General features: G+C 69.3%; 23 protein-coding genes. 7 read left to right on the top strand and 16 right to left on the bottom strand.

Annotated features, from left to right (window positions below; translation table 11 throughout):
* Positions 1 to 19: 19 nt before the first annotated feature.
* The 3 genes from J2X21_RS16255 to J2X21_RS16265 form a co-directional block, all read right to left on the bottom strand.
* Entirely contained in the window at positions 20 to 1,555 is a 1,536-nt protein-coding gene (locus J2X21_RS16255; protein ID WP_310330341.1) for an ABC transporter ATP-binding protein, read from the bottom strand.
* A gap of 8 nt (positions 1,556 to 1,563) precedes the next feature.
* Positions 1,564 to 2,541 (bottom strand): BMP family lipoprotein, encoded by a 978-nt coding sequence (locus J2X21_RS16260; RefSeq protein ID WP_310330343.1) that lies wholly within the window; start codon positions 2,539 to 2,541, stop codon positions 1,564 to 1,566.
* Positions 2,542 to 2,618: 77 nt separating this feature from the next.
* Positions 2,619 to 3,971, bottom strand: coding sequence for an MATE family efflux transporter (locus tag J2X21_RS16265; RefSeq protein WP_310330345.1), 1,353 nt, complete (start codon positions 3,969 to 3,971; stop codon positions 2,619 to 2,621).
* Positions 3,972 to 4,048: 77 nt separating this feature from the next.
* On the opposite strand from J2X21_RS16265, the gene acnA reads away from it, so the two are divergent.
* The 3 genes from acnA (at position 4,049) to J2X21_RS16280 (ending at position 9,377) form a co-directional block, all read left to right on the top strand.
* The gene (gene acnA / locus J2X21_RS16270) at positions 4,049 to 6,760 is read left to right on the top strand and encodes an aconitate hydratase AcnA (RefSeq protein ID WP_310330347.1); all 2,712 of its coding nucleotides are present in this window, start codon (positions 4,049 to 4,051) and stop codon (positions 6,758 to 6,760) included.
* Positions 6,761 to 7,029: 269 nt separating this feature from the next.
* Positions 7,030 to 8,157, top strand: a complete 1,128-nt coding sequence (locus tag J2X21_RS16275) for a mechanosensitive ion channel family protein (protein ID WP_310330349.1) — start codon at positions 7,030 to 7,032, stop codon at positions 8,155 to 8,157.
* A 2-nt stretch (positions 8,158 to 8,159) separates the two neighbouring features.
* Entirely contained in the window at positions 8,160 to 9,377 is a 1,218-nt protein-coding gene (locus tag J2X21_RS16280) for a potassium/proton antiporter (protein ID WP_310330351.1), read from the top strand.
* A 7-nt stretch (positions 9,378 to 9,384) separates the two neighbouring features.
* On the opposite strand, the gene J2X21_RS16285 is transcribed toward J2X21_RS16280, so the two are convergent.
* The 4 genes from J2X21_RS16285 to J2X21_RS16300 form a co-directional block, all read right to left on the bottom strand.
* Positions 9,385 to 9,747 carry a hypothetical protein gene (locus J2X21_RS16285; protein ID WP_310330353.1) on the bottom strand — a complete coding sequence of 121 codons (363 nt, stop codon included), beginning with the start codon at positions 9,745 to 9,747 and terminating at the stop codon, positions 9,385 to 9,387.
* A gap of 84 nt (positions 9,748 to 9,831) precedes the next feature.
* Positions 9,832 to 10,119, bottom strand: coding sequence for a hypothetical protein (locus J2X21_RS16290; RefSeq protein WP_310330355.1), 288 nt, complete (start codon positions 10,117 to 10,119; stop codon positions 9,832 to 9,834).
* Between the two features lie 131 nt (positions 10,120 to 10,250).
* On the bottom strand, positions 10,251 to 11,903 hold the full coding sequence (locus J2X21_RS16295; protein WP_310330358.1) for an ATP-binding protein: 1,653 nt from the start codon (positions 11,901 to 11,903) through the stop codon (positions 10,251 to 10,253).
* 8 nt (positions 11,904 to 11,911) lie between these two features.
* Complete coding sequence (locus tag J2X21_RS16300; protein ID WP_310330360.1) at positions 11,912 to 12,769, bottom strand: hypothetical protein; 858 nt, start codon at positions 12,767 to 12,769, stop codon at positions 11,912 to 11,914.
* Positions 12,770 to 13,327: 558 nt separating this feature from the next.
* On the opposite strand from J2X21_RS16300, the gene J2X21_RS16305 reads away from it, so the two are divergent.
* Positions 13,328 to 15,430 (top strand): TonB-dependent receptor plug domain-containing protein, encoded by a 2,103-nt coding sequence (locus tag J2X21_RS16305; RefSeq protein ID WP_310330362.1) that lies wholly within the window; start codon positions 13,328 to 13,330, stop codon positions 15,428 to 15,430.
* On the opposite strand, the gene J2X21_RS16310 is transcribed toward J2X21_RS16305, so the two are convergent.
* The 6 genes from J2X21_RS16310 to J2X21_RS16335 all read right to left on the bottom strand — a co-directional run bounded on the left by J2X21_RS16310 (position 15,427) and on the right by J2X21_RS16335 (position 22,083).
* Entirely contained in the window at positions 15,427 to 16,236 is an 810-nt protein-coding gene (locus J2X21_RS16310) for a citrate synthase family protein (RefSeq protein ID WP_310330364.1), read from the bottom strand. The two genes, J2X21_RS16305 and J2X21_RS16310, sit on opposite strands and share 4 nt — an antisense overlap.
* The gene (locus J2X21_RS16315; protein ID WP_310330366.1) at positions 16,233 to 17,042 is read right to left on the bottom strand and encodes a citrate synthase family protein; all 810 of its coding nucleotides are present in this window, start codon (positions 17,040 to 17,042) and stop codon (positions 16,233 to 16,235) included. Before J2X21_RS16315 ends, J2X21_RS16310 begins: the two co-directional genes overlap by 4 nt.
* On the bottom strand, positions 17,042 to 17,797 hold the full coding sequence (locus tag J2X21_RS16320; RefSeq protein ID WP_310330368.1) for an SDR family oxidoreductase: 756 nt from the start codon (positions 17,795 to 17,797) through the stop codon (positions 17,042 to 17,044). The genes J2X21_RS16315 and J2X21_RS16320 overlap by 1 nt, the downstream gene beginning before the upstream one ends.
* An 8-nt stretch (positions 17,798 to 17,805) precedes the next feature.
* A complete protein-coding gene (locus J2X21_RS16325) occupies positions 17,806 to 19,584 on the bottom strand; it encodes a thiamine pyrophosphate-binding protein (RefSeq protein WP_310330370.1) in 1,779 nt (592 codons plus the stop codon).
* 334 nt (positions 19,585 to 19,918) lie between these two features.
* The gene (locus J2X21_RS16330) at positions 19,919 to 21,154 is read right to left on the bottom strand and encodes a M20/M25/M40 family metallo-hydrolase (protein ID WP_310330372.1); all 1,236 of its coding nucleotides are present in this window, start codon (positions 21,152 to 21,154) and stop codon (positions 19,919 to 19,921) included.
* Positions 21,155 to 21,171: 17 nt separating this feature from the next.
* The gene (locus tag J2X21_RS16335) at positions 21,172 to 22,083 is read right to left on the bottom strand and encodes a DUF6929 family protein (protein WP_310330374.1); all 912 of its coding nucleotides are present in this window, start codon (positions 22,081 to 22,083) and stop codon (positions 21,172 to 21,174) included.
* Between the two features lie 33 nt (positions 22,084 to 22,116).
* On the opposite strand from J2X21_RS16335, the gene J2X21_RS16340 reads away from it, so the two are divergent.
* Genes J2X21_RS16340 through J2X21_RS16350 form a run of 3 tightly spaced genes read left to right on the top strand, consistent with a single transcriptional unit; the run spans position 22,117 to position 23,401 of the window.
* Positions 22,117 to 22,611, top strand: coding sequence for a helix-turn-helix transcriptional regulator (locus J2X21_RS16340; protein WP_310330375.1), 495 nt, complete (start codon positions 22,117 to 22,119; stop codon positions 22,609 to 22,611).
* Positions 22,608 to 23,018 carry a VOC family protein gene (locus J2X21_RS16345; RefSeq protein WP_310330377.1) on the top strand — a complete coding sequence of 137 codons (411 nt, stop codon included), beginning with the start codon at positions 22,608 to 22,610 and terminating at the stop codon, positions 23,016 to 23,018. The genes J2X21_RS16340 and J2X21_RS16345 overlap by 4 nt, the downstream gene beginning before the upstream one ends.
* Positions 23,015 to 23,401 (top strand): DUF1801 domain-containing protein, encoded by a 387-nt coding sequence (locus J2X21_RS16350; RefSeq protein WP_310330378.1) that lies wholly within the window; start codon positions 23,015 to 23,017, stop codon positions 23,399 to 23,401. Before J2X21_RS16345 ends, J2X21_RS16350 begins: the two co-directional genes overlap by 4 nt.
* Here J2X21_RS16350 and J2X21_RS16355 read toward each other — a convergent pair whose 3' ends face one another.
* The 3 genes from J2X21_RS16355 to J2X21_RS16365 form a co-directional block, all read right to left on the bottom strand.
* The gene (locus tag J2X21_RS16355; protein WP_310330380.1) at positions 23,402 to 23,875 is read right to left on the bottom strand and encodes a carboxymuconolactone decarboxylase family protein; all 474 of its coding nucleotides are present in this window, start codon (positions 23,873 to 23,875) and stop codon (positions 23,402 to 23,404) included.
* An 80-nt stretch (positions 23,876 to 23,955) separates the two neighbouring features.
* Positions 23,956 to 24,888, bottom strand: a complete 933-nt coding sequence (sigJ, locus tag J2X21_RS16360) for an RNA polymerase sigma factor SigJ (protein ID WP_310330382.1) — start codon at positions 24,886 to 24,888, stop codon at positions 23,956 to 23,958.
* 61 nt (positions 24,889 to 24,949) lie between these two features.
* A complete protein-coding gene (locus J2X21_RS16365) occupies positions 24,950 to 25,444 on the bottom strand; it encodes a hypothetical protein (RefSeq protein ID WP_310330383.1) in 495 nt (164 codons plus the stop codon).
* Positions 25,445 to 25,464: the final 20 nt, after the last annotated feature.

Consider the following 25,464-nt stretch of genomic DNA (forward strand, 5'->3'; position numbering starts at 1 on the left):
GCCCAGCGCTCGGCTCGCTTCATGCAGCCGCCCTTTCTTCTTGTGCGGCCATCAACAGGCCGAGTCGCTTCTCGTCGCAGTCTTCAATGGCCAGCTCGCCGGTGATGCGGCCGCAGTTCATGACGACGACACGGTCGGCCAGCGCCAGGATCTCATCCAGCTCGCTGCTGACCAGCAGCACCGCGCAACCGGCGTCGCGCAGCGCGCGCAGCTGGTGGTGGATGAATTCGATGGCGCCAATGTCGACGCCGCGGGTGGGCTGGCCCACCAGCAGCACGGTGGGCTGCTCGCCGATCTCGCGCGCCAGGATCAGCTTCTGCTGGTTGCCGCCGGAGAACTTGGACGAGCCCAGGTTCTCGTCGCGCGGGCGCACGTCGAAGCGCTCCTGCATCTGCTTCGTGGCCTCGCGCATCGCGGCGTGGTTCATCGCAGCGCCCTTGCGGTATTTGGGCAGGCCCTGGTAGCCCAGCACGGCGGATTCCCAGGCCGGGAAGCTCATCACCAGGCCCACGGCATGGCGGTCCTCGGGCACATGGGCCAGCCGCAGCGGGCGGGCTTGGGCCGTGTCCAGCCAGGCGTCGGGCGTGAAGCCCTGGCCGCCCAACTCCATGCGGCCGCCCTCCGGCGCACGCAGGCCGGACAGCACCTCCAGCAGCTCGCTCTGGCCATTGCCCGACACGCCGGCCACGCCGACGATCTCGCCGGCCTTCAAAGTCAGGCTGACGTCCTTCAGCGCCGGCACGCCGTTGGCGTGCTTGAGACTCAGGCCAGACGCCTGCAGACGCACGTCGCCGGCATGCACCTGCATGCCTTCGGGTCGGCCCAGCGTGACCTTGCGGCCCACCATGGACTCGGCCAGCGACTCCTCGCTCCATTGCGAGATGTCGCGCGTCTCGACAACCTGGCCGGCACGCATCACGGTCACGGCGCTGCACAGGCTCATGACCTCGCGCAGCTTGTGCGTGATGAGGATGATCGTGGTGCCGCGTTCCTTCAGCTTGCGCAGCGTGACGAACAGCTGATCGGTCTCCTGCGGCGTCAGCACGGCGGTGGGCTCGTCCAGGATCAGGATCTTGGCGCCACGGTACAGCGCCTTCAGGATCTCCAGCCGTTGCAGTTCGCCCACCGGCAGGTCGGCGACGACGGCGTCCAACTGCACCTGCAGGCCGGTCTCGGCCATCAGCGCCTGCAGCTTCTCGCGCACCTTAGCCTTGGAGGGCGTCAGGAAAAAGCCGCCCTCGGCGCCCAGCATGATGTTTTCCAGGCAGGTCAGCGTGTCGACCAGCATGAAGTGCTGGTGGACCATGCCGATGCCCAGGCCGATCGCCTGCTGGGAGTTCGCGATGTGCACCTGCTGGCCGTTGACCTCGATATGGCCCGAATCGGCGTGGTAGTAGCCGTACAGGATGGCCATCAGCGTGCTCTTGCCGGCGCCGTTCTCGCCGACCAGGCCATGCACGGCGCCCGCGGCGATGTCGAACGACACCTCGCGGTTGGCTTGCACGGCGCCGAAGCGCTTGGAGATCGCCTGGAGGCGAACAGCGGGCGCGCTCACGGCCGGCGTCAGATCTTGCAGGCGTTATCGGCCATGTAGTCGGCCACCTTCACCTTGCCGGCAATGATGTCGGCCTTGACCGCATCGACCTTGGCCTTCAGCGCCGGGTTCAGCAGCTTGGCGTTGTGGTCGTCGGCCGCGTAGTCCACGCCACCTTCCTTCAGGCCCAGGATCTGCGTGCCGGGCTTCCAGCCCTTCAGCACGTTGTAGACGGCCACGTCCACGCGCTTGACCATGGAGGTCAGCATGGTGCCGGGCTGCAGGTGGTTCTGGTTGCTGTCCACGCCAATGGCCAGCTTGCCGGCGTCCTTGGCGGCCTGGTAGACGCCCACGCCGGTGCCGCCGGCGGCGGCGAAGACGACGTCCGAGCCCTTGGCGAACTGAGCCTTGGCCAATTCACCGCCACGGGTGGGGTCGTTCCACGCGGTGGACGTGGTGCCGGTCATGTTGGAGAAGACCTCGATCTTCGGATTGGTCTTCTTGGCGCCCTGCTCGTAGCCGCACTGGAACTTGCGGATCAGCGGGATGTCCATGCCGCCCACGAAGCCGACCTTGCCGGTCTTGCTGACCAGCGCGGCCATGGCGCCGACCACATAGCTGCCCTCGTGCTCCTTGAACAGCACGGACTGCACGTTGGGCAGGTTCACCTGGGCGTCGATGATGGCGAACTGGGTCTTGGGGAAGTCCTTGGCCACCTGCTGCAGCGCCGAGGCCTGGGCGAAGCCGATGCTGATGATGGGGCTGGCGCCCTTTTCAGCCATGCGGCGGATGGCCTGCACGCGCTGCGTGTCGTTGCTGATCTCGAACTCGAGATATGGCTTGCCGGTTTCCTTCTTCCACTGCTCGGCGCCTTGGTAGCCGGCCTGGTTGAAGGATTTGTCGAACTTGCCGCCCATGTCGAAGATCACCGCGGGCTGCTGGGCCTGGGCCAGGGACGAGCCGACGGCCAGGGCCAGGGCTGCGAGACGGGGCAGGAAAGAAGTCATGGGCGTGCTTGTGGCGGGGCGAAAGGGGCGCATTGTAGAAAACATCCCTCAAGTTTTACTGACCTGAAAAATACGGATTACCCTGCCTTGGCCAGGCGCAACTTGCGGTGCGCGGCCCTGGCGTGGGGCAGCCAGCCCAGTGTCGCCCAGCGGCGCCACATCAGCAGGCCTCGAATCCACTCGTCCGCAGCATAAGCAATCCACACGCCAACCAGGCCCCAGCCCAGGTGCACGCCCAGGAACCAGCTGCCGCCGGCCAGCACCAGCGCCATGGACGCCGCCCCGGCGATGACGGGGTAGCGCGCATCTCCCGCTGCCCGCAGTGCGTTGATGACCACCATGTTGAACACCCGCCCCGGCTCCACCAGCACGGTCCACCACAGCAGCGTGCAGCCCAGCTCGATGATGTGGGGGTCGGACGTGAACTGCCGCAGCAGCCAGGGCCCCGACAGCGCGAAGGCGCCGGACACCCCCAGCGCCACGATCAGCCCCAGCCCCAGCGACTTGCGCACCAGCTTGTGCGCCGCGTGCAGCTGCCCTGCTCCGATCATGTGACCCACAAGGATCTCGACCGCGAACGCGACGGCCAGGCCGAACATCAGGATCACATGCAGGAACTGCATCGTGTAGGCGTGCGTGGCCAGCGCCAGCGCGCCCAGTTGGGCCACCGCGGCCAGGCTGGTCATGAAGGCCAGGCGCCAGGAGATGTTCTCGGCCGCGCCCGGGATGCCTATGTGCAGCACCGTGCCCAGCGGCGCGCGCACGATGCGCCACCAGTCGGGCGCCTTCAGCGTCAGGTTCAGCCGGCCGCGCCACAGCACGATGTGCAGCGCCAGGCCCACGCCGCGCCCGCACAGGCAGGCCAGCGCGTAGCCCACCAGGCCCAGGTAGGGCATGGCCAGCAGCGCCACCACCAGCGTGACGAGCTGGATGGCGATGACCACCACCAGCGCCTCGCGGCTGCGCAGGTGGGCGCGCATGACGCTGGCCATGGTTGCATTCCAGGCGTCCAGCATCAGCGCCGGTGCCAGGGCTTGCAGCAGCGTGGCGGCCAGCGGCGCGACCTCGGCCGGCGCGTTGACCATCTTCAGCAGCGGCCCCGCCGCCAGCAGCGCCACGGCGGCACCGCCCACGCCCAGCCAGCTGCTGGCGCCCACGCTGGCCCGGGCCACGGCATCGGCCTGGTCGCGCCGGCCGGCGCCCAGCGCCTGCGTGACGGCCACGCTGACGCCCGCGCCGATGACACGGAACAGCACGAAAAGGGCCGCAAACACCTGGTTGGCCAGGCCGAAGGCCGCGCCGGCGTCGTCGGACAGCCGCGCCGCCAGCAGCGTGCCGATGACGCCGATGCCTATGCCCAGCAGCAGCTCGAGCAGCAGCGGCCAGGTCAGCGGAAAGAGACGGGGGCGAGCGGATGAGGAGGCCGCCATGGCTACCTCCTAAGGCCAGGTTTCACACAAATCACAGCAAGCTCGCCAGAATGAGGCGAAATCGTAAAGGAGTAACCATGCCGAAACTGCCCGTCCACGCGTTTGCCTCCACGGAATCCAGCTTCAAGACCGCTTCCGGCAAGTCCGGCAAGCTCTACTCGCTGCCCAAGCTGGCCGAGGTCTTCCCGAACGTGGCTCGCATGCCCATCTCCATGCGCATCGTGCTGGAAAGCGTGCTGCGCAACTGCGACGGCAAGAAGGTCACGGCCGAACACGTGGAGCAGCTGGCCAACTGGAAGCCCAACGCGGCGCGCGTCGACGAGATCCCCTTCGTCGTGGCCCGCGTGGTGCTGCAGGACTTCACCGGCGTGCCGCTGCTGGCCGACCTGGCCGCGATGCGCAACGTGGCGGCCGCATTGGGCAAGAACCCCAAGACCATCGAGCCGCTGGTGCCGGTGGACCTGGTGGTGGACCACTCGGTCATGATCGACCACTACGGCACGAAGAAGTCGCTGGACCTGAACATGAAGCTGGAATTCGAGCGCAACCGCGAGCGCTACGAGTTCATGAAGTGGGGCATGCAGGCCTTCGACACCTTCGGCGTCGTGCCGCCGGGCTTCGGCATCGTGCACCAGGTGAACCTGGAATACCTGGCGCGCGGCGTGCACAAGACCAAGGACGGCGTCTACTACCCCGACAGCCTGGTCGGCACCGACAGCCACACGACCATGATCAACGGCATCGGCGTCGTCGCCTGGGGCGTGGGCGGCATCGAGGCCGAGGCCGGCATGCTCGGCCAGCCGGTCTACTTCCTGACGCCCGATGTCGTCGGCTTCGAGCTGACCGGCCAGCTGCGCGAGGGCGTCACCGCCACCGACCTGGTGCTGACCGTCACCGAGATCCTGCGCAAGCACAAGGTCGTCGGCAAGTTCGTCGAGTTCTTCGGCGAGGGCACGGCCAGCCTGTCGCTGCCCGACCGCGCCACCATAGCCAACATGGCACCCGAGTACGGCGCGACCATGGGCTTCTTCCCGGTGGATGAGAAGACCGTCGACTACTTCAAGGGCACGGGCCGCACCAAGGCCGAGATCGAAGCCTTCGAGGCCTACTGGAAGGCGCAGGGCATGTTCGGCGTGCCCAAGAAGGGCGAGCTGGACTACACGTCCGTCGTCACGCTGGACCTGGGCACCGTGGCGCCCAGCCTGGCCGGCCCCAAGCGCCCGCAGGACCGCATCGAGATCACGCACCTGGCGCGCCAGTTCGGCGAGCTGTTCAGCAAGCCGGTGGCCGAGAACGGCTTCAACCAGCCGGCCGAGAAGCTGGCGCAGGGCTTTGTCACCGAGTCCGGCATCCCGGTAAAGAACGGCGACATCCTCATCGCCGCCATCACCTCCTGCACGAACACCAGCAACCCCGGCGTGCTGCTGGCCGCCGGCCTGCTGGCCAAGAAGGCGGTCGAGGCCGGGCTCACGGTGTCGCCGCACATCAAGACCTCGCTGGCGCCGGGCTCGCGCATCGTCACCGAGTACCTGGAGAAGGCCGGCCTGCTGCCCTACCTGGAGAAGCTGGGCTTCAACGTCGCCGCCTATGGCTGCACGACCTGCATCGGCAATGCGGGCGACCTGACGGCCGAGCTGAACAAGGTCATCCAGGACAACGACCTGGTCTGCGCGGCCGTGCTGTCGGGCAACCGCAACTTCGAGGCGCGCATCCATCCCAACCTGAAGGCCAACTTCCTGGCCAGCCCGCCGCTGGTCGTGGCCTACGCCATCGCCGGCACGGTGACCAAGGACCTGATGACCCAACCCGTGGGCTACAGCAAGACCGGCAAGCCGGTGTATCTGGGCGACATCTGGCCGTCCAGCGACGAGATCTACAAGTTGATGAAGTACGCCATGTCGCCCAAGGCCTTCAAGGAGAACTACGACAAGGTCGCCAAGAAGCCCGGCAAGCTGTGGGACGCGATCAAGGGCGTGAAGGGCCAGGTCTACGACTGGCCCAAGAGCACCTACATCGCGCAGCCGCCGTTCTTCGAGGGCTTCACGATGGTGCCGAAGGCGCTGGAGTCGGGCGTCAAGGGCGCCAAGGTCATGGCCTTGTTCGGCGACTCCATCACGACGGACCACATCAGCCCCGCGGGCTCCTTCAAGGAGACCACGCCGGCCGGCAAATTCCTCATCGAGAACGGCGTGCAGAAGGCCGACTTCAACTCCTACGGCGCGCGCCGCGGCAATCACGACGTGATGATGCGCGGCACCTTCGCCAACGTGCGGGTGAAGAACCTGATGCTGCCCGCCCGCGAGGACGGCTCGCGCGAGGAAGGCGGCTACACGCTGAAGAACGGCGTCAAGACCACCATCTACGACGCCGCGATGGCCTACATCACCGAAGGCACGCCCACGGTCATCTTCGCCGGCGAGGAATACGGCACGGGCTCCAGCCGCGACTGGGCGGCCAAGGGCACGCAACTGCTGGGCATCAAGGCCGTCGTCGCCAAGAGCTTCGAGCGCATCCACCGCAGCAACCTGATCGGCATGGGCGTGCTGCCGCTGCAGTTCAAGCCGGGCGTGAGCTGGGAAAGCCTGGGCCTGACCGGCGCCGAGACGATAGACATCAAGCTGGCCGACGACATCAAGCCCCAGGGCGATGCAGTGATGACCATCACGCGCGCCGACGGCAGCGCGGTGCAGGTCACGCTGACGCTGCGCATCGACACCGCCATCGAGGTGGACTACTACTTCCACGGCGGCATCTTGCCGTTCGTGCTGCGTCAACTGCTCGCGGCCTGATCACAGCCCCCCCGGCCGCCGTGCCTTTCGCGGGCCGAGCGCCGGGCCGCCCCAAGCCGGCCCGCCTGGCGATGTGCTCGCGGCTCGATGTCGCGAGCATCGCCGCCCCCTCGGGGGACCGACCGCTTGCGACCGCGTTCAGCGTGGCGCAAGCGGGCGAGCGGCATACGGATGTCAGCCCAAGCCCACAAGGCCGTCGGGCCACCGGCTGACAGACGTTGGCGCGCCGCGCGCCTACCGTCATCGCATTACGACTATTCCTCACTGCGATGACCTGGGAAGAATTTCTGAACCGCGCCAGCACCGCCTGGCCGGACGTGGGCTGGGCCGAGGTGCTGCCCGCCGTGCTGGCCGGCCTGTTGACCATCATCGTGCTGCGCACCGGCCTGGCCCTGGCCTTGTCGCGGCTGCGCAAGCTGTCTGCCCACACGACCACCACGGTGGATGACGCGCTGGTGCGCGTGCTGGAAGGCACCAACACCGCGCTGATCTGGGTCGTGGGCCTGCTGGTGGGGCTGGGCCTGCTGCCGCTGGACGACCGCTGGCATGACCGCGTGTCGCAGCTGTGGTTCGCTGTCGTCGCGCTGCAGATCGGCCTGTGGGGCCAGCGCGCGATCGCGCTGCTGCTGGAGGCCCAGCAGCGCCGTGCAGCGGCCAGCAGCAACAACCACGCGCTGTCCGCCACGGCGACGCTGATGGGCTGGGGCCTGCGCGGCGCGCTGTGGGCCATCGTGCTGCTGGCCGTGCTGTCCAACATGGGCGTGAACATCACGGCCTTTGTCGCGTCGCTGGGCATCGGCGGCATCGCTCTGGCGCTGGCGGTGCAGAACATCCTCGGCGACCTGTTCGCGTCGCTGGCCATCGCGGTGGACAAGCCCTTCGAGGTGGGCGACTCCATCACCGTGGGCGACGTGACCGGCACCGTGGAGCGCGTGGGCCTGAAGACCACGCGCATTCGCGCCCTGGGCGGCGAGCAGATCGTCATGTCCAACGCCGAACTGCTCAAGCGCACGGTGGCCAACTTCAAGCGCCTGCAGACGCGCCGCGTGCTGTTCGGCTTCGGCATCACCTACGACGCCACGGCCGACCAGGTGGCCGAGATCCCTCCGCTGGTGAAGCAGCTTGTCGAAGCCGATGCGCAGCTGGAATTCGTTCGCGCGCACTTCAAGGGCTTCGGCGACAGCTCGCTGGACTTCGAGGTGGTCTACCGCGTCCGCGACGCCAGCTACGACGTCTTCATGGATCGCCAGCAGGCGCTGAACCTTGCATTGATGCGGGCGCTTCAGGAGCGCGGCATCAGCTTCGCCTTCCCGACGCGCACGGTGAACATCGTTCGCACGCCGTCGGCGCAGGCGGCTGGCACAGCGCCGGTGCATGCCGTACCGGCAGCGCAGTGACCATGAGCCATGGCGGCGGCGCTGACATCCTGACGGCCGTCGCCGCCGCCCTGGTCCTCGCCGCCATCGTCGGCGCGCTCTACACGCACCGCTTCGGGCTGTCGCACCTGGTCGTCTTCATGGGCGTGGGCATGCTGGCCGGCGTCGACGGTCCGCTGGGCCTGCGTTTCGAGAACTACGGCGCGGCCGTGCTGGTGGGCAATCTCGCGCTGGTGCTCATCCTGTTTGACGGCGGGCTGCGCACGCGCTGGAACTTCCTGCGCATAGGCATGGCGCCGGCCGCGCTGCTGGCCACGCTGGGCGTGCTGGTGACAGCCGGCGTCGTTGCCGGCGCGGCGCGCCTCCTGTTGGGCGTGCCGTGGCTGCAAGGCCTGCTGCTGGGCGCGGCCGTGTCGTCCACCGACGCATCGGCGGTTTTCGCGCAGTTCAACGCCAGCAAGCTGGCACTGCCGCATCGGCTGGCGGCCACCATCGAGGTCGAATCGGCCGTCAACGACCCCATGGCCATCGTGCTGACGGTGGGCCTCATCACGTGGATGAAGGCCGGCGGCGGCAGTGACGAGGTGGAAGGCCTGCAGATCCTGGTCCCGCTGCTGTTGCGGCAGTTGGGACTGGGACTGGTGATGGGCGTTGCGGCGGGCCTGATCGCGGCGGCCTGCGTGAAACGCCTGCCACTGCAGGACGACCACGACGGCCTGGCCGCGCTGCTGATGGCCGCCTTCGGCCTGCTGCTGTTCGGGTTGACCAACACGCTGGGCGGCTCCGGCTTCCTGGCGGCGTACATCGCGGGCGTGTTCATGCGCCACCACGCCGACCGCGAAGCCCAGCTCGCACTGCCCGGGCTCAACGGCTACACCTGGCTGGCCGAGGCCGGCCTGTTCCTGCTGCTGGGCCTGCTGGTGACGCCGCACGAGGTGTTGCAGTTCGTCGTGCCGGGCCTGGGCGTGGCGGCGGCGCTGATGCTGGTGGCGCGGCCGCTGGGCATCGCGGCCTGCCTGGCGCCGCTGCGCTTTGGCTGGCGCGAGCAGGCCTTCGTGGCCTGGTCCGGGCTGCGGGGCGGCTGGCCCATTGTGCTGGCGGCCTACCCGGTCCTGGCGGGCGTGCCGGGCGCGTGGCAGTTGTTCGACGTGGCCTTCCTCGTGGTGCTGCTGTCGCTGCTGATCCAGGGGCCGACACTGGCACCGCTGGCGCGGGCGCTGCGGCTCGACAGGAAGGTGTAAGACGCGATCAGGCCGCGTCGAACGCGGCGACCAGATGCGGCCGGCCGCCGGCCAGCGCAATGACGCGGCGCGGCAGGCAGGCCAGCGGCGTGGTGCCGGCCCGCGTCGTGCGGGCGACAGCGGCGCGGGCAGCGTCCAGCAGCGCGGCCAGGCGCGGCCGCTCACCGCGGCATTTGGAGCGCGGGATGACGAGCGCGAGATCCATGCTGCGCGGCGAGCCGGCATCCGGCTCGGCCACTTCCAGCCTGGCTTTCACGACCAGCGTGGACGGCGTGCTGAGGCACAGGTCCAGATCGGTGTCGACGACATCGTCGGAGGCCACGGGCAGCGACTGCAGTGGCCACGAGAAGGTGGGAGGGTTGTGTGACATGGAGCGTCATCCTCGGGGGAGGCACGCGGACACGCCGTCGGGCGTGCCGCTGCGCTTGCGTAGGACCCGGCCTATTCGCCGCCGCTAGACGCGGGCGGCCAACTGCGGCACCAGGCGTACGGTGGGCGCGGCGAACAGCCGGCCGATCAGCGTGCGCGCGAAGAAGTAGTCGTTGCGCAGTTTGTCGCCCAACGCATCCAGGCCGACACGCCCTTCGCGGTCGCAGGGAATGTCCAGACTGGCATCACCGGCCGTCAACGGCTCGAAGTGCAGCAGGTGGGTGGACTGGGTATGGGCTTGTTCATCGCCGTTGCCACCGAAGGCATCGGGCAGTTCGATGGCAGCGATGGTGCTGGGGGGATTGCGGGACATCGTGACCTCCGTGGATGACCACTGCGGTGATGTCAATGTGCGCCCGCCGGCCGCCCGACCGTGTAGGCAGGTCAGCGCGCCCGCGGTATGCGCGGCCGCTTGTGCTTGTAGGACAGCCCCTGCAGCCCCGATCAGGCCGTGGGAACCTGCACCTCGAACCAGAAGCAGCTGCCCTGCCCCAACCGGCTCTCCAGGCCGATCTCGCCGCCCATCATGCGCACCAGCTGGCGGCTGATGGCCAGGCCGAGGCCCGTGCCGCCTATGCGCTGCTCCGCGCTGCCGGCCTGCTCGAAGGGTTCGAACAGCCGCTCGACCTGGTCCGCCGCGATGCCCACGCCGGTGTCGTGCACCTCGAAGCGCAGCAGCGCCATGCCGGCCGGCACATCGGCCGCCGGCAGCGCCTGCGCCTTCAGCGTGACGCCGCCCACATGCGTGAACTTGACCGCGTTGCCCAGCAGGTTCAAGAGGATCTGGCTCAGCCGCTTCTCGTCGGCCAGCACGGTGGCGGGCAGGCGCTCGTCCAGCCGCAGGTCCAGCGCGATCTGCTTGTCCTGCGCCATCACGCGCACGATGTCGGCCACCGCGTGCAGCCGGGTCACCAGGTCCACCGGCGCGATGCGCAGCTCGGCCTTGCCAGCCTCGATGCGTGACAGGTCCAGGATGTCGACGATCAGCGTCAGCAGGTGCTGGCCGCTGCTGTGAATGATGTCCAGCCCGCTGCGCTGCTTGGGCGTCAGGCCGTTCTCCATTTTCAGGATCTGCGCATAGCCCATCACCGCATTCAGCGGCGTGCGCAGCTCGTGGCTCATGCGCGCCAGGAACTGGCTCTTGGCGCGGCTGGCCACTTCGGCGCGCTCCTTGGCGTCGCTGAGCTCCAACGTGCGGTCGCGCACCAGCTCGCCGAGATGGTCGCGGTGCGCGGCCAGCTCGGTCTCGCGCTCCTGCAACGAGCCGATCATGCGGTTGAAGGTGTGCGCCATCGCGGCGATGTCGCGCGGGCCGCCGGCCGGTGCGCGGGCATCGCTGTCGCCGCCCTCGACCTTCTCCATCGCGGCCGCCAGCGCCATCAGCGGCCGGGTCAGCCGCAGCGCCAGCAGGCGCACGGCGAACAGGAACAGCGTCGCCAGACCCAGCGCCACGGCGAAGTTGGACAGGAACAGCTCGGTCTGCGTGCGCCGCAGCGTCTCCTTGCTCTGGATGACGCGCACATGGCCCAGCAGCTGCGGCGGGCGCAGCTCCACGTCGAACGGCGAAGCCTCGGGCCGCGTCCACACCGGCGCGGCAAAGGCCCAGCTGTCGTCGTTCTCCTGGTCCAGCCAGGGTTCGCTGGCCGCGCGAGCGGGTTCCGCCGCGACGGGCAGCTTGTTCGCGCCGGTGCCCAGCGCCAGCAGCATGCGGCCACGCGTGTCGCGGATCTCGATGCCGGTCACGTCCGGGAAGGCCAGCGACGAACGCACGGCCTCCTCGGCGTTGTCGGCCGCCGCGTAGATCAGCGCCAGCGCGCTGTTGGAAGCCAGGTTCGCGGCCACGCGGCCGCCCTGCTCCATCAGCGTGGCGCGCAGCACGCGGCTGCCCTGCCACGCGTTGACGGCGGCCATAAGCAGCGCCAGGCACAGCGCGCCCAGCGTGACGGCGACGCTGAGATGGCGGCGGAACGAGGTCTGGCGCAGCCAGCGCACGTAGACGTTCAGTGGCCAGGGCCTCTCGGCGACCGCCACGGGCAGCTCCGCCTCGTCCCGCAGGAGGCGCGGCGGCTGGCTGTCGATGGGAGGAGATACAGGCAAGGCAGGCCTCAGTTGGACGGGTAGACCATGTCGAATCCGGACTGCGCCACCGCCACGTCAAGCCCCAGGTGGGCTGCGGTGCGGATGTTGATGGCGGCCAGGGCCTGGCGCAACGGCAGAACCCCGGGCGCCGCAGAACGCGGCGCGGTGGTCAGCCGCTGCGCCGTGGTGGCCAGCGATCGACCCAGTTCGCGGTTGTCGGGGTACAGAGAGAACAGCGCGCCGCGGCGCACATGGGCGAGATGACTCGAGAACACGGCGATGTTGCGGTTCCAGCCCTCGCGCAACACCAGCGGCAGCACCGCGTTGTCGTCCACCGTGGTGGGATCCTGCGGCAGCCATAACGCATCGCGGGCCGGGTCGGCCCCCGCCAGCAGCTGCGTGTAGATGCGCAGCGCGCCGGCCTGGTCGGCCGCCTCCTGCGCCAGCAGCTCCAGCCCCTCGGCCTTGGCGGCATCGCGCGCCAGCTTCACCAGCCAGCCGTTCAGGCGCGGGTCGTAGACGATGTGCACGCGCCGCGCGGTGGGCATCAGCTTTTTCAGCCGGGTCAGCAGCAGCGCCGGGTCGGGGGCCAGCGTGTAGACCGGGAAGGCGCGCGACTCGGCCTCCTGCACCGACACCACACACCCCACCAGCACCGACAGCTCCGCGGCCAGCGCCGCGGCGATGCGCATGCCACCGCGGCCAAGGCCGATCAGCACCTTGATGTCGCGCTTGCGCAAGTCTTCCGCGATACCGGCCGGCGTGGCCGCGTCGGTCACCGCGACGCTGGTCACGCCATTGCCCAGCCGGTCCTCGATGCCATCGAGGATGGTCGCGAAGATCTGCTTGAACGGCTCACCCAGGCTGGGGTAAACGACCGCCACGGATCGACCCGCATCCGCCCCCAGGGCGCTGCCTCCGGCCAGCGCCGCAATGCCTCCAACGGCCTGTCGCAGCAGCGCACGGCGCGTGGCTTCGGAAGGGCAACCGTGGGCTTTCAAGTGAAGGATGCGGACAAGGGCGATAGCGGGTGGGGCCGGGCGCATTATGCAGATGACCCCAGCGCCGAAGTGACTCGTGTGCCGGCCTCCATCCACGGTGTTCGGGAAACTGCCAAGGCTGCCGCGACGAAGGAGAGCCTGGCGATCACGGGTCAAGGCGCCAGGTCTTGCCTCTGCCGACACGGCAACCGTATCAACCCCGGACATGGCCGCGTTGCGGGGCATCAGCGAGCACGCCCGTTCCAACGCCGCCAGACGCTGAGTCCGGGGCCGCGCACGAGCAGCCCATCGGCCGCATGCCGGCACGCCGCGTGAGACGGGCTTGGCGCGAGTCGCGTGGCGTAGTTCACGATCGCTTCATGACGGCTTGCGGCCGGCTCAAGGACAGCCCGGATGACAGCACAATACGCGCCCGTCACCGCCCCCTCGGAGAAGCCAGCAATGAGACCTTTCGTTGGTTTGGTGGTCCTCGCAAGCCTCGGCTGCAACGCCGGAGCTGCGCTCGCCCAGACGCCAAGCGAAGAAGAGGAACTGGCCCAGGTCTACGGTGACAAGGCCACCGTCAGCATCGCCACCGGCACCTCGCAGTCGCTTCGGCGCGCACCCGCCGTGGCCAGCGTCATCACCGCGCAGGACATCGCGATGATGGGCGCAACCGACCTCGACCAGGTGCTGGCCACCGTGCCCGGCATTCACGTGGGCCGCAACAACCAGGGCTACAACCCGCTGTACGTCGTGCGTGGCATCTACAGCGAGTTCAACGCGCAGACGCTGGTGCTCTACAACGGTGTGCCGATGACGACGATGTTCATCGGCAACCGCGGCACGATCTGGGCGGGCATGCCCGTCGCCAACATCGCACGCATCGAGGTCATCCGAGGCCCGGGCTCGGCGCTGTACGGCGCCGACGCCTACGCCGGCGTCATCAACATCGTCACCAAGGGCCCGGCCGACCTGCAAGGGCTGGAGCTGGGCCTGCGCGCCGGTTCGTTCGCCAGCCATGACGGCTGGGTGCAGTACGGCGGTGCGATGGGCCCCGTGAAGGTGGCCGCGTACCTGCGCGCCGGCCGAACCGACGGCTTCAAGGAGATCGTGCAGGCCGACGCGCAAAGCAGCCTGGACGCGCTGTTCGGCACCAAGGCCAGCCTGGCCCCCGGGCCGGTAAACACCGGGCACGACGCGGTGGATGCCCATGTCGAGGGCAACTACGGCAAGCTGCGCGTACGCACCGGCTACACGCTGCGGGACGACGTGGGCACCGGCGCTGGCGCCGGCGGTGCGCTGGACCCGGTCGGCAAGGGGCGCAACCAGCGCTGGAACGCCAGCGCATCTCTGTCAGACCTGGAACTCGCCCCCGAGCTGATGCTGAACTTGACGGGCAGCTACTTCCAGTTCGTCAACCAGTTCACCCAACCCTTGCAGGTCTTCCCGCCCGGATCATTTGGCGGCGCCTTCCCCAGCGGCATGCTAGGCGCGCCCAACACCTGGGAGCGGCAGACCCGCGTGTCGGCCGTGCTGGGCTACGGCGGCTGGGCCGGCCATCAGCTGCGGATGGGCGTGGGCCATGACGACCTGGACATGTATCGCACCCAGGAGTTCAAGAATTTCACCATCATCGACTCCGGCCCGGCCAAGGGGCTGCCGATGCCGACGCCGGGCGGGCAACTGGTGGAGTTCCCCGTCGACAAGTCCTTCGCCACGCCGCAGCGGCGCCGCGTCAGCTACGCCTATCTGCAGGACGAGTGGAGCGTGGCGCCGGACTGGACGTTGACGGCCGGCGTGCGGCGCGACCAGTACAGCGACTTCGGCAGCACCACCAACCCGCGCATGGCGCTGGTCTGGGACGCCAGCCTGGACATCACCGCCAAGCTGCTGCTTGGCCGCGCCTTCCGGGCACCGTCGTTCTCTGAGGAATACAGCATCAACAACCCGGTCATGCGCGGCAATCCGGCGCTGAAGCCGGAACGCATCAGCACCGCCGAAGCCCATGTCAGCTGGCAGCTCAGCGGCGAGGTGCAGCTGCAGGCCAGCGCCTTCCGCTACGTGATGACCGACATCATCCGTGCGGCCAGCATCGGCGGCGGCACCTCCGAGTACACCAACCTCGGCAAGCAGCGTGGCCACGGCTTCGAGCTGGAGCTGGTAGCCGACGTGGCGCGCAACCTGCGGCTGGCGGGCCACTACGCCTACCAGCGCGCGGTGGACGAGAGCACAGGGCAGGATGCCGGCTACGCGCCGCATCACATGGCCTATTTGCGCGCCGACTGGCATTTCGACAAAGGCTGGGCCCTGAGCGGCCAGGTCAAGCGCGTGTCGGGCCGCCTGCGCGCCGCGGGCGATGCACGGCCCGCCGTGCCCGACTACACCAGCGCCGACCTGACGCTGCGCACCTCGCTGCAGCAATCGGGCTGGGACCTCGCCGTCTCGGTGCGCAACCTGCTCGATGCCGACGTGCGCGAGCCCAGCCTGGCCAGCACCGGCATCCCGCACGACCTGCCGATGGCCGGCCGTGCGCTGGATGTGCAGTTGATGTACCGCTTCTAGCCGCCCCAGGCCCGCGGCGCCTGGCCCTCGTAGGCCACGTGATCGCAGGCCAGCGGCAACAGCGCGCCGGCCGGCTGCTCGCTGGCCTCGATGTAGCAGGGTTGCATGCCGGCCAGGAAGGCCGGGAAGCCGTACTGGTAGTGCTGGCGGGGCGTGAACCCCATGTCCGACGTCAACGCGGCCGTCAGCGCGGCGTAGTTCATGCGCAGCCGCCAGCGGCCCTCCTGCAGATGCTTCTCGACGGCCAGCGCCGCCTGCAGGTGCGGCCCCTGGGCCAGCCCTTCCTGCTCGACCAGGCGCAGCATCGGCGCGATGCGCTCGTCGCCGGCTGCGATGGGGCGCCCGTAACCGGCGATGGCGCGGTGGCGCTTCAGTTCATCACGCACGCAGTCATCCAGACTCGCGCCCGAGGCGATCACCTGTTGTGCCCGCTGGATGAAGCTGGCGGCGCGGATGTCGATGCCGCGGCCGTAAATCTCGGCCTCGGACACGGCCAGCGCTGCCGCCACGCCCAACGTGCCAGAACTGCGCGCGCTGCCGGCCAATGCGGCTACGCGGTTGTTCCAAATGCGCGCATCCGGGTAGCTCGTGTAGACCCAGATCGCATGCAGCACCTTGATCTGCGCAGGCGTGTAGCGCTGGCCGGTGATGCCGAAGACATACAGCGCCAGCCAGTCCATGCTGGCCAGGTCGGCGTGCAGGTCGTGACCACGGAACACAGCACGCTGGCCCACGAAGGCGCCGCCCATGCGGGTGCGCAGCCGGCCGGCGTGACGTTCAAGCGGGGATGTGCGGTGGTCGCTCATGCGGCCTCCTTCAACGGGTCGTCCTGCAGGTCCAGTGCGAAGAACGGAAAGTCCTTGTAGCTGCCGGCGCGCTGCTCCAGCGCATGGGCCGCCGCGCCAGGAAGGCGCAGCAGCAGATGCAGCATCTCGCCCTGTTCCGGGCCGAAGCCCAGGTCGCAGAGCGCAGCCGCCGCCACGCCCGACATCGCCAGCGGCAACTTCACCGCCGCCTCGATGTCACCGCGCCGTTCAGCCAGCCAGCGCAGGCGCGGGCCGTCGCCGATCTCGGCCAGGCGCTGCAAGGCAGCGCGAACGATGCCGGCGCTGACCACCCCGTTGGGCTCGAAGCCCGGCGGGTGGTCGGTCTCGGACCAGATCGCCGACGTGGGTGCCGCCGCGGACAACCAGCGTGCTGCCCACGAAGGCACGTCGTCGGTCGGCGGCATGTCGGCCCAGAGACTCATGGCAGCGGCAACTTCCTGGGCGCCACCGTGGCGGCCGGCACCCACGGCCAGCGCCGCCATCAACGCGGCCGCGGCCGGGGAGCGCCCCAGCCCCGAGCACATCGCCGCATGCACTGCCGCGTCGCGCGGCCCGGCATTCGCCAGGGCCACGGCCAACGCCTCCAGCAGACGGGCCTGTGCGTCGGTGGCCGCCTCCTCGCGGAACAGCAGCCAAAGCATGTCGACCCAGCGGGCGCGGCCCAGCATGTCACCGTACACGTCGTAGCCACGGCACCACGCGGCGCGCGTGGCGAAACGGTCGGCTGGCTCCGACTCCTCGCGCCAGATGCGCGTACGGACCTGCTCCAGTCGTGCCTCGGCCATCACATCAACTGGCTGAAGCCGCCGTCCACGACCAGCTCCGTGCCCACCACGTACGACGAGGCCGGCGAGGCAAGGTACAGCACCGCGTTGGCGACTTCCTCGGCCGTGCCGAAGCGTTGCAGCGGCGAGCGCCGCGTCAGGTCGGCACGCGCGGCATCCACCATTTCGCGGGGCACGTCCCAGCGGCCGAATCCGGGGGTGTCGACCGGCCCGGGGCAGACTGCGTTGACGCGCACGCCCATCGGGGCCAGCTCCAGGCTGGCAGTGCGCACCAACGAGCGCGCAGCCGCCTTGCAGGCCGCGTAGGCCGAAAAGCCCGGCGCGCCGACCTGGTTGGCGATGGAGGTCGTCACGACGATGGAAGCGCCCGGACGCAGCAGCGGCAGCGCGCGCTGGATGGCGAAGAACACGCCCTTGAAGGCGACGTTGTTCATCGCGTCGAACTGGTCTTCCGTCATCAGCGCCATGGGCATGGGCGAGCCCCCGGTGGCGTTCAGCACCAGCACGTCGAGGTGCTCGAAGCGCGCCTTCACCTGCGACATCAACCGGTCGATGTCGGCCAGCTTGCCGGCATCGCTGCGCTCGGCCAGCACGTCGTTGCCCAGCGAGCTGCGGGCCGAAGCCAGCGTCGCCTCGTCGCGGCCGGTGATCATCACGCTGGCACCTTGCTCCAAAAAGAGCTTGGCCGTTGCCAGGCCGATGCCACTGTTGCCGCCCGTGATCAGGGCCTTCTTGCCTGCAAGCATCTGCGTCATCGTCGTTTTCACTTTGCTGTTCCCAGGGTTTTCATTCGGAGGTTCATCGGCGGCACTTCATCGCCGTCGATGCGCACATCAATCAGCGTCGGCCCACCGCGCGACAGCAGCGCCCGGAAGTCCAGCGCGTCCAGGTCCGCCGACGAGCGCACCACCACGCCCGGGATGCCCATGGACTGCGCCATGAGCGCGAAGTCCACCTTGGGCAGCTGGAAGCCGATGGGCTCGGCGCCCGCCAGGCGCTGGCCGTGCTTGACCATGCCCAGCGCGCCGTCGTTCAGCACCACGTACAGCACCGGCAGGCTCAGTTCGGCGGCGACCGTGATCTCCTGGCCGTTCATCAGGTAGCTGCCGTCGCCGGTCAGGCACACCACCGGGCAGCGGCGGTTGGCCATCGCGATGCCCACGGCCGAGCCTATGGCCCAGCCCATGGGCGCGAAGTCCATGGTCACGCGCAGCCAGCTGCTGTGACGCGTGCGCCGTTCCTGGCCGGTCGGCAGATAGGCGCCGCCCGGCATGCGGCCGCTGCGCTTGTCGTGCGGTGCGAGGTAGTGCACCGCCCACGCGGCGCTGTTGCCGGCGTCGGCCACAAACCGCGTCTGCGGCGGGCAGCCCTCGCTCAGCGCCGTCATCAGGCGCTGCGGCTTGACGGGCGCGCTGTCGCCGTGCGCGGCCTGCGGGCTGTCCACCATCGCGTCATAGGCCTGGCGTGCCATCTGCGGGTGCATGAAGGGCAGCAACTGCGCCTCGGGCCCATTGCTCGCCGGCGCCAGCAGCGCGATCAGCTGCTCACAGACCGACTTGATGTGGCCACGCACGTGCAGCCGCGCCATCGGCGAGCGCATCAGGTTCTCGTCGCTGTCATCCACGTGCACGAGCCGGCTGTTCAACAGCGCAGCGCTCCAGCCGCCGCTGTTGAACTCGCCGAAGCCGGTGCCCAGCGCGATGACGAGGTCGGGTTCATCCTGCAACAGCTCGGCCGCGGTGGCATGGCCGCCGAAGCCGAACACGCCGCGGAAGCGCGGATGGCGCGGGTTGATGAAGCCCTTGCCGTCGGGCGTCGTGATGAAGCGGCCGTCGGTGCGCTGCACCAGCTGCATCAGGTCGGCAGCAGCCTCACCGCAGCCATCGCCGATCAGCCAGACCGGCTGGCGGGCAGAGAACAGCAACCGGGCCAGCTGGCGCACGGCGGGCAGGTCCACCAGCGCTGGCGCGCGGCGCAGCAGGCCGGCGAAGTCGGGCATGTCGAGGTCGCCCTCCAGCGGCGTGCGCATGATGTCCACCGGGATGGACAGGTGGGCCGGCCCGCTGGGCGCGCGCTGCGCCTGCATCAGCGCGTTGAACAGCTTGGTGGGCAGCTGCTCGGCATGCGAGACCAGCGAGTTGTAGCGCGTGCACGGGCGGAACATGGCCATCGTGTTGATGCCCGTGCAGCTGGACTCCTGCAGCGCGCCCTTGCCGAAGTTCTTGATCGGCGGCTGGCCCGTGATGACCAGCATGGGCACGTTGTTGTCGTAGGCGCAGGCCACGCCGGTGATCAGGTTGGTGGCGCCTGGGCCCGAGGTCGCGATGCACACGCCCAGCTTGCCGGTCTCGCGGGCATAGCCGTCGGCCATGTAGGCGGCGCCCTGCTCGTTGCGGGCCACGATGGCCTGCGGGCCGCCACGTCGGGCGCTGCGGGCCAGCGCGTTGTACAGCGGCTCGATGGCGCCGCCCGGCACGCCGAACACGTATTCGACGCCCAGCGCGGCGAGGGCTTCGACGATGAGGTCGGCGGCGTCGCGCACCTCAGGCGCAGGCTTCAGATCCAGGGGGCGGGCAAGAGCGGTACAGGCTTCCACGGAACGGCAGGCAACGGTTGCCCACGGGCCGCGATGCCGCGCTGCTTGAGCGCTGCAAAAAACGTCCGCAGGACATGGGATGAGGACGGGCCCGCAACGGCGGACCCACGAATGGCCAATTGACCTATCCCCTCCCTGCGTGCGCTTCAGGTCATGACAGGACCCTGCGACATCTGCTGCCCGCGCATGGAGCCATTAGCAACCGCGCAGTGGTCGCAACTGTATCGAGTTGCAACAATCGCGCATCCCCGCGAATGCGGGCGGACAAATTGTCCAGGGGTCAGGGCTTGACCTGCGCGCCTGCGAGTTGCGCGACCGCCGCCAGCGTCGTCTGCGCGGCATTCAGGCCCAGCAGGAAGTCCTTGTCCGAGTACGTCGAGTACAGATCGGTGGGCTGGTGCCAGTGCGGGTTCCAGCCGGCACCGATCTGCATGCCGCGTTCGTTCTCGCGCACGGAGATCGCCGGCACCAGGTCCATGAAGGGCACGGAGTCGGTGTTGGTCATGCGGTTGCCCACGGCCGCCGGGTAGTCGGTCGCGTACTTCTCGTTGGCAGCACGCAGCGCCCAGGCCAGCTTGGCGGCGCCGTCGGCTTGCCTGGCGCTGACCTGGAACTCGATGTTCACGTCGGCCTCGGCACGTTGCTCCTTGGGCGCGGTGTAGACGGGCTGGCCCTTGGCGTCCAGCACGGGCTTGCCGGCGGCGTCCAGCTTGGGGATGGGCATGCCGTGGTCGAACAGCAGCATGTCGTGCTGGATGACGCCCAGCCAGGTCGGCTCGGGGTAGCGGCCCGAGCCCTTGGGCGACTCGAGGCCCTGCAGGTCCTTGCGCTGCGCAACATAGGCGTGGGCGCCGTTCAGCCCGGTCTCCTCGTTGTTCCAGAGGATCAAGCGGATGGAGCGCTCCGTCGTGACGCCCGGCGCGTTGAAGATACGCGCCAGTTCCATGACGAGTGCCGTGCCCGAACCGTCGTCGTTGGCGGCCTCGCCGTAACCGATGCCGTCCATGTGGGCGGACACGATGTACATCTCGTCCGGTCGCGTGGCGCCGACCTTGGTGCAGTAGACGCTCTCGCGCAGGCCGGTGCCCAGCGGCGTGGACTCGCCGTTCAGCGCGCGCAGCTTCTCGTCGGGCTGGGCCAGCGGGTCGGTGTTGACGCCTATGGGCGCGCGCTTGCCGAACAGCGTGCCGCCGCCCTGCGCCGCCGGGCCGGCGGCGCGCACGGGCTGCAGTTGCGCCGGGTTGCGGCGAGCCGGCTCGGTGAACTCGTAGCGCAGCCGCTCGGTGTTCGTGCAGCCGTGGCTCTTCAGCTGCGCCTCTATCCAGTCCAGCGCATCGCGGTTGCGCTGCGTGCCCTGCTTGCGGTCGCCGAAGCGGGTCAGGCCCTTGATGGTGGCCTTGTACTTCTCCAGGTCCAGCTGGTCCACCAGCGCGGCGACCGGGTCGGGCGGCAGCGCCTGGGCGTAGGCGCCGCCCAGTGCGGCGAACAGGGAAGCGACAGCAATGGCTTTGAACATGGCGTGCGGTGTTGAGGTCAGGGAGACAGGGAATCCAGGTCCAGGCTGGCCGACAGCAGCAGCGCCGGCGCGGCGCGATCGTCGGCGTCGGTCACCAGCCACAGCTGCAACCGGCCATCCGCCACGGTGGCGGCGATGCCCTCGGCCTTGCAGCGCAGGGACAGCGGCCAGAGGCCGCGCAGCCGGCCGTCGGCCGCCACGACGCCCACGGCCGAGCCGCCGCAGGGGCCGTCGGCGTAGTTGTCGTCTGTGGCCTCGGCGGCGGCACTGAACACCCAGCCGCCGTCGGGCAGCGCGGCGCCGTCGGTGAAGCACAACGGCACGCCGTCGAGGTCGCCCAGCGCGTAGCGCGTGCCGGCCATGGGCGCCGGCGCCGGTCCACCGCGCAACCAGGCCAGCACGGCCGACCAGTCGAAACGGATCAGCTCGTTGACGGGGTCTGCGCCGCTGCCGCGCTGCAGCAGGCACAAGCAGCCGGCCGCGACGAAGGCGCCTTCGATGTTGAGCTTGGCGTGCCGGGCATGCAGCGCGGCGTACAGCGGCGCGAAATCGACCTGCTGCGCGCGCCGCTGCAGTTCGCCCGCTGCGTCCAGCGCCAGCAGGACCGCGCGTTCACGCTGCGGGCGCGAGCCAGATCCCAGCGCCAGCAGCGCACCGTGCGGATGGCCGTCGAACGGTGGCAGCAGCGCCAGCGCCTCCAGATCGGGCTTGGCCGCCTTGCGGGCCTTGGGGTCATCGGGCAGCTCGCCCTCGAACAGCGCATGCAGCGTGCCCGCGCCGGAGGCATCGAACTCGCCCAGCTGGTGCTCATCGTCGGCAACGACATACAGCCGCGCCCCAAGGCGAACCAGCCCGCTGGCCGCGCTGACGTGGCGTGGCCCGGCCGCGTCGGCCACGGACAGCGTTGCAAGCACTTGCGGGTTCAGCATGGCCGGCGAGCATAGCGGCCGAGAATGCGGCGCATGACCGATCTCCAGGATCCGCGGCTGTTGCGCCGCCTGCTGCGCGCCAAGGACCGCATGGACGCCGCCTCGAACGAGGAATGGACCGTCGAGCGGCTGGCCAGCATCAGCGACGTGTCGCCGGCGCATTTCTCGCGCAGCTTCAAGCAGGCCTTCGGGCTGCCGCCGCACCGCTACTTGCTGACGCGCCGCATAGAGCGCGCCGTGGCGCTGCTGCGCGAGACCGAGCTGCCCATCACCGACATCGCCTTCCAGACCGGCTGGGCGAGCCTGGGCACATTCGGCCGCATCTTTCGCGACATCACCGGCACCAGCCCCGGCGACATGCGCGAGCAGTCGCGCGGCCTGGCGCCCGAACTCGGGCGCATGCCGCATTGCGTGCTGCAGGCAGCGCAGCGCCCCGATCTCAGGACAGCAGTTTCGGAGAAGCGCCGTCGCGAGGCGGCCGATACAAATGAGTCTCCCAAGCCATCAAAGCAGGAGCAACCCAAATGATCCAAGCCATCCAAGTCGTCGGCCTCTATGTGCGCGACCAGGCCGAAGCCCTGGCCTTCTATGTCGACAAGCTGGGCTTCAAGGTGCACACCGACGTGGGCAACGGCCCCTACCGCTGGCTGACCGTGCAGCACCCCGACCAGCCCGGCTTCCAGCTGGGCCTGTTCCTGCCCGGCCCGCCTGTGCACGACGAGGCCACCGCGCAGGCGCTGCACGCCATCGTCGCCAAGGGTGCGATGCCGCCGCTGGTGCTGCAGGTCAGCGACTGCCGCGCGGTCCACGCGCAGTTGAAGGCGCGCGGCGTGGAGTTCACACAGGAGCCCACCGAGCGCTACGGCAACGTGGACGCGGGCTTCCGCGATCCGTCCGGCAATGGCTGGAAGATGATCCAGTCGGGGCGCGCATGAAGAAGGCCGCAGCCCCATCCGGCGACGCCGCCAGCGCGCTCATCGACCAGCGCATCGAGGAGCTGGGCGGCTGGCGCGGCCCGCTGCTCGCGCGGCTGCGCGCGCTGCTGCTGGAGGCCGTGCCCGATGCCGTCGAAGAATGGAAATGGGCCAACCCGGTCTGGTCCAGCAATGGCATCCTGTGCACCGGCGAGGCCTACAAGGCCACCGTGAAGATGACCTTTCCCAAGGGCGCCGCCCTGCCCGACCCGGCCGGCCTGTTCAATTCCAGCCTGGACGGCAACGTGCGCCGCGCCATCGACTTCCGCGAAAGCGCGACGCTGGACGAGAAGGCGTTGAAAGCCTTGTTCAAGGCGGCCGCGGCCGCCAACAAGAAGGGCTGATCAGGCCAACCCGGCCTTTTCCAGCCCGAACGCCCCGTCCCGCGTGCCCGGCGCCATGCGGAAGGCCACGTTCATGCGGTTCCAGCCGTTGATGGCGGCCACGCGCCAGGTCAGGTCCGACAGCTCCTGCTCGCCGAAGTGCTCGCGCGCCTCGGCGTAGGCGGCGTCGGAGATGCCTTCGGGCGCGATGCGGGTCAGCGCCTCGGTCCAGGCCAGCGCGGCCCGCTCCTTGGGTGTGAACAGCGGCGACTCGCGCCAGATGGCCACATGGTGCAGGCGCAGTTCACGCTCGCCGTGGATCTTGGCCTGCTTGACATGCATGTCCAGGCAGAAGGCACAGCCGTTCAGTTGCGATGCGCGGATGTCGATCAGCAGGGACAGCGTCGGGTCCAGCTGGAAGGCCATGCTGAAGGCCAGGTACTTGTTGAACAGCGTGGCGGACTGGGAGAAGTAGTCGATGCGGGCGTCGCTCATGGTGAGGTCCTGTCTGAGTTGAGGTTGAGAGAAAGGGAAGCGCTCATCCTCAAGACGGGGCAGCCCGCGGGTTTGTGACGTCAGCCGGCCAACTTTCGTTCGATGGCCTCCAGCTTGTCCGGATTGCGCTGGATGTACAGCGCCCCCAGGCGGCCGTCTTCCTGCGCCGGCGCCAGCGCAATGGTCTGCACCAGCCGGCCGCCGGCGGCGTCGTCCAGCACCAGGCAGCCCGGCAGGCCGTTGACCATCGCGGGCACCATGCGGCAGTGGCGGCCGGCCGGCAATTGCGTGAAGCCGATGAAGATCTGCGCGATGCGCGCGCCGCCGTGCAGCGGCTTCGGGACCGCGCTGACCTTGCCGCCGCCGTCGGCCATCATCACGGCGTCCTCGGTGAGCAGCGCCGTCAGCGCCGACACGTCGGCGCTGCGCACCGCGTCCATGAAGGCCTGGACCAGCCGGTCGGCCTCTTCCTTGGCCACGTCGCGGCGCGCGTAGTCGGCCTTCACGTGCTTGCGTGCGCGGGTGACGAGCTGGCGGCAGCTGGCCTCGCTGCGGTCCAGGTGGCGCCCAATCTCGTCGTAGTCCATGTCGAACACGTCGTGCAGCAGGAAGGCAGCGCGCTCCAGAGGGGACAGCCGCTCCAGCGCCAGCAGGAAGGCGATGGACACATCCTGCGCGAACTCGGCCTGCTTCTCGGGCCCCGGCGCCCAGCCGAACAAGGCCTCGTCCTCCAGCATGGGCTCGGGCAGCCACACGCCCACGTACTGCACGCGCCGCGCGGCGGCGGAGCGCAGCTGGTCCAGGCACAGGTTGGTCACCAGCCGCGTCAGGAAGGCGCCGTCGTTGAGCACCTCGGCCTCGTCCACCTCGGCCCAGCGCAGCCAGGCCTCCTGCACGATGTCCTCGGCCTCGGCTCGCGAGCCCAGCATGCGGTAGGCCAGCGCGCGCAGGCGGCGGGCGTGTTCACGGTCAAAGCGTCGGGCGCGGTCGGCGGCGCTGGAGTCGGCGGTCATGTCGTTGGCGGAAGTGGCAACGGATCATGACGGAACAGACCTCAGGTTTGTGACATGGCTTTCAGGGGCAGCGCAGGAACATGCCTTGCACGGTGCACGTGCCCTTGGGCCCCACGAGCCCCGGGCCCACGCGGGTCAGCGTGGAGCCGTCGCTGGCCGTGCAGGTGGCGGCGTTGCAGTGCGTGATGGTGACCGGGGGGTCCGTGCGCGGCAGGTCCAGCGGTGGCAGCGGCCGGGGCTGGGCGCGCGGCGCCAGCGGCTCGGCACGAGCCACGGGCGCAGGGGGTATCCACGTGCGCTGGGACGGCGGCGGCGACGTGGTCATGCCGCCCAGGCAGGCATCGGCCACGCGCTGGCGCAGCGGCTTCAGCTTCGCGGCCACATCGTCGCGTTGGCGGCGCGGCGCGGAGGCCGCGCTGTCGGCCAGTGCGTCCTCCGCCTGCTCCAGCGCGGCGACGGCCGTGCGGCAGGCCGGCGAGCGAGGCAGATCCTCGGCCTGCGCCACACCGGCAAGCGCGGCGCACAACAGCGGAAGCGAGAGCCACCATGCGTTCATGATGCTCACATCTTGCGCCA

This window comes from Roseateles asaccharophilus, from assembly GCF_031458115.1.
Classification (GTDB): Bacteria; Pseudomonadota; Gammaproteobacteria; order Burkholderiales; family Burkholderiaceae_C; genus Pelomonas; species Pelomonas asaccharophilus_A.

Excerpts from the sequence above, each read along its gene's own strand:
- J2X21_RS16260 (WP_310330343.1), bottom strand. The coding sequence starts at position 2,541 with ATGACTTCTTTCCTGCCCCGTCTCGCAGCCCTGGCCCTGGCCGTCGGC.
- J2X21_RS16265 (WP_310330345.1), bottom strand. The coding sequence starts at position 3,971 with ATGGCGGCCTCCTCATCCGCTCGCCCCCGTCTCTTTCCGCTGACCTGG.
- acnA (WP_310330347.1), top strand. The coding sequence starts at position 4,049 with ATGCCGAAACTGCCCGTCCACGCGTTTGCCTCCACGGAATCCAGCTTC.
- J2X21_RS16275 (WP_310330349.1), top strand. The coding sequence starts at position 7,030 with ATGACCTGGGAAGAATTTCTGAACCGCGCCAGCACCGCCTGGCCGGAC.
- J2X21_RS16280 (WP_310330351.1), top strand. The coding sequence starts at position 8,160 with ATGAGCCATGGCGGCGGCGCTGACATCCTGACGGCCGTCGCCGCCGCC.
- J2X21_RS16285 (WP_310330353.1), bottom strand. The coding sequence starts at position 9,747 with ATGTCACACAACCCTCCCACCTTCTCGTGGCCACTGCAGTCGCTGCCC.
- J2X21_RS16290 (WP_310330355.1), bottom strand. The coding sequence starts at position 10,119 with ATGTCCCGCAATCCCCCCAGCACCATCGCTGCCATCGAACTGCCCGAT.
- J2X21_RS16305 (WP_310330362.1), top strand. The coding sequence starts at position 13,328 with ATGAGACCTTTCGTTGGTTTGGTGGTCCTCGCAAGCCTCGGCTGCAAC.
- J2X21_RS16310 (WP_310330364.1), bottom strand. The coding sequence starts at position 16,236 with ATGAGCGACCACCGCACATCCCCGCTTGAACGTCACGCCGGCCGGCTG.
- J2X21_RS16315 (WP_310330366.1), bottom strand. The coding sequence starts at position 17,042 with ATGGCCGAGGCACGACTGGAGCAGGTCCGTACGCGCATCTGGCGCGAG.
- J2X21_RS16320 (WP_310330368.1), bottom strand. The coding sequence starts at position 17,797 with ATGACGCAGATGCTTGCAGGCAAGAAGGCCCTGATCACGGGCGGCAAC.
- J2X21_RS16330 (WP_310330372.1), bottom strand. The coding sequence starts at position 21,154 with ATGTTCAAAGCCATTGCTGTCGCTTCCCTGTTCGCCGCACTGGGCGGC.
- J2X21_RS16335 (WP_310330374.1), bottom strand. The coding sequence starts at position 22,083 with ATGCTGAACCCGCAAGTGCTTGCAACGCTGTCCGTGGCCGACGCGGCC.
- J2X21_RS16340 (WP_310330375.1), top strand. The coding sequence starts at position 22,117 with ATGACCGATCTCCAGGATCCGCGGCTGTTGCGCCGCCTGCTGCGCGCC.
- J2X21_RS16345 (WP_310330377.1), top strand. The coding sequence starts at position 22,608 with ATGATCCAAGCCATCCAAGTCGTCGGCCTCTATGTGCGCGACCAGGCC.
- J2X21_RS16350 (WP_310330378.1), top strand. The coding sequence starts at position 23,015 with ATGAAGAAGGCCGCAGCCCCATCCGGCGACGCCGCCAGCGCGCTCATC.
- J2X21_RS16355 (WP_310330380.1), bottom strand. The coding sequence starts at position 23,875 with ATGAGCGACGCCCGCATCGACTACTTCTCCCAGTCCGCCACGCTGTTC.
- sigJ (WP_310330382.1), bottom strand. The coding sequence starts at position 24,888 with ATGACCGCCGACTCCAGCGCCGCCGACCGCGCCCGACGCTTTGACCGT.
- J2X21_RS16365 (WP_310330383.1), bottom strand. The coding sequence starts at position 25,444 with ATGAACGCATGGTGGCTCTCGCTTCCGCTGTTGTGCGCCGCGCTTGCC.